Origin of the sequence: Thermogutta sp. (assembly GCF_039793925.1) — a bacterium.
In the GTDB taxonomy this organism is placed as follows: Bacteria; Planctomycetota; Planctomycetia; order Pirellulales; family Thermoguttaceae; genus Thermogutta.
Window position 1 is genome coordinate 1 of sequence record NZ_JBAMME010000352.1, and the last position, 2,251, is coordinate 2,251.

The following is a 2,251-nucleotide window of genomic DNA, read 5'->3' on the forward strand; positions in this document are numbered from 1 at the left end:
GCAATAATGTCTTCCCTTGCCTTGCAGAGAAGTTATTGTTCGCTAACTTTACCAGGCACAGCGAATACATCATTGAGGGTAAATCCTCCAGGAAATCTCATTAATGTGCAACATAACGATCTGCAGGCGTCCGGAGCAGGCGGCTAGGGTCCAGTGCGTGCATGTAGCTCTTCGGGCTTCCTCCGGACATCATGTCCGCTATTAGCTTGCCCATGAGCGGTGCCATGGTCATACCCCTTCTGCAGCCGCCCGTGGCGACGTACAGATTTCTGTGGTTTGGAATCACCCCCACAACTGGAAGCTGATCATAGGTGCACGGACGCATGCCAACGCCGATCTCGATCGCATGTAGGCCGCGTACTTTGATACGCTCGCCTACCCGTGCCAGCAGTTGCTTGGCCCGTGGCTCGACGTCAATGCCATATCCCGCGAGCTCGAAATAACCGCTGATCCTGAGCACTGATTCTCTATGAAACGCCACTACGGCGCCCAAGCCCCCCAGTATTGCGGGAAGCCCTATCATACCCTCCTCATACCCGGCGATGACCGTGACGCCGCGGACAGGCAGTACCCCAAGCCTGCACCGCAGAGTACGTCCTCCGGGCGGATCTCGTCACCGTCCTCCAGGTGCTTATCCCTCATTCTGCGCATCACATGATGTGGGTTTATCCACCTAGACTCGTGCTCAACACCTCCTTGGAATCCCACGAACCCCAGATCCTCAACCTCCCGTGCGTTAAGCAGCCGTCCTTTCAGGTACTTGGATTCCGCCTCGGCGCGCGCCAGATCTCCATAGAGTCTGAGCCCTCTCTTGGAGTAGTACTCCAGCTCACTATCCTCCTTCACTAGGTCATCCCATAACGCCAAGCTGAGTCTCAGCAGCCGCTCCTCAAGGGGATTGCGAATTTTCCTCTTCACATTCAGGGCGCGAACGATCCATCCTGCATCCTTCACGATGTTGCCAAGCGATGCGCTGACGGGTGCGTATCTGCCTAGGAGCGACGCTACTGCCGCGCTCACCGGCCGCACCTCCGTGAACGATGGGTTTTCGTCCAAGGAGCCTGCGTTGTACATCGACGTGCTGACGGCGTTCCTCATTTCCCGATCAGCCAGCGCCACGCTGAAGCCAGCTGATGACAGGTAGTGTGCCGTCATAGCGCCGGCTATTCCACCACCGATCACCAGCACATCCATGCAGAATCACCCGTGAATGCGGAGCAGCTCTTCCGCATTGCCGTGGAATATCAGTTGTTTTTCGTCCTCCGGTACGGGCATCGCATTAATAGCATCAACGTTATCCCTGATCGAGCTCTGAGCATCTATATATGGCCAGTCAGATCCGAATAGAATTCTTCTAGGTCCGAAGAGAGAGTACGCTGCCATCAGGTCCGCGACGGACCTGCCGTCCACTGCCGTGTCCGCATATACGTTTTTCAGATAATCCTTGAGGGTCCTTCCACGACTGCCGTAGTAGCGATTGAAGCGGAACTCCGCCCTCATGCGGTAGAATGGAAACATGCCCCCTAGATGATGTGTGATCAACTTGAGCGCCGGGAACTTATCCATAACTCCTCCCACGATCAACCTCCATAATGCAAGCGAGGTGTCGAACGGCCAGCCAAATGTCGACATGGCGTGCACGCCGTTTCCCTCGCTGGCTAGGCGATATCCGTCCCAGTTCACCGGATGGAGGAACACTGGCACGTTAAGAGCGGCGATCCTCTCATAGAGCGGATGAAGCTCCTCCGAATCTAACGCCACGTCTCCTTGATGAGTTCCCATGGTCACACATCTGAAGCCGAGGTCTCCGGTGACCCTATCCAGTTCCTCCAACGCGGATCTCGTGTCTAATATATTCAATACACCGCATCCAGCGAATCTGTCGGGATGCGCAGACACCAACTTGTTAACATAGTCATTGGAAAGCCTGCAGGCGCGCTCCGCCTCCCTTGCGTCGAGTCCATAGAGGTGCGCGGCACTTAAATGTACCACCTGTATATCGACGCCATATTTCTCCATTAACCGTATGCGGAATTCAGGATCCTCTTGGTTCTCATCGTGCATCCATGAACGCTTGAAGATGCCAGTTGAGTTAGGGGGTATTACATGAGACGAAAAGTCAACTATCAACATCGCGAAATAGGTAATTTGTAATTTAAACATTATGCTATACTTGGCGGCTCCGTCAACATAAGCCCTATCGATAGATCTAAATTCGGGTGGGGCCCTCCTCCCGATCCGCCATGATCAC

Annotated in this window: 3 protein-coding genes; all 3 read right to left on the minus strand. The window is 54.5% G+C overall.

Annotated elements, in window-relative coordinates:
• Positions 1-100 precede the first annotated feature (100 nt).
• Genes ABJK56_RS19300 through ABJK56_RS19310 form a run of 3 tightly spaced genes read right to left on the minus strand, consistent with a single transcriptional unit; the run spans position 101 to position 2,163 of the window.
• A complete protein-coding gene (locus ABJK56_RS19300) occupies positions 101-523 on the minus strand; it encodes an FAD-dependent oxidoreductase (RefSeq protein ID WP_347246322.1) in 423 nt (140 codons plus the stop codon).
• Positions 520-1,194 (minus strand): FAD-dependent oxidoreductase, encoded by a 675-nt coding sequence (locus tag ABJK56_RS19305; protein ID WP_347246323.1) that lies wholly within the window; start codon positions 1,192-1,194, stop codon positions 520-522. Before ABJK56_RS19305 ends, ABJK56_RS19300 begins: the two co-directional genes overlap by 4 nt.
• A gap of 6 nt (positions 1,195-1,200) precedes the next feature.
• The gene (locus tag ABJK56_RS19310) at positions 1,201-2,163 is read right to left on the minus strand and encodes an amidohydrolase family protein (RefSeq protein WP_347246324.1); all 963 of its coding nucleotides are present in this window, start codon (positions 2,161-2,163) and stop codon (positions 1,201-1,203) included.
• Between the last annotated feature and the right edge of the window lie 88 nt (positions 2,164-2,251).

What these genes read in the sequence shown, in the direction of transcription:
- ABJK56_RS19300 (WP_347246322.1), bottom strand. Translation starts at nt 523, where the DNA reads ATGATAGGGCTTCCCGCAATACTGGGGGGCTTGGGCGCCGTAGTGGCG.
- ABJK56_RS19305 (WP_347246323.1), bottom strand. Translation starts at nt 1,194, where the DNA reads ATGGATGTGCTGGTGATCGGTGGTGGAATAGCCGGCGCTATGACGGCA.
- ABJK56_RS19310 (WP_347246324.1), bottom strand. Translation starts at nt 2,163, where the DNA reads ATGTTTAAATTACAAATTACCTATTTCGCGATGTTGATAGTTGACTTT.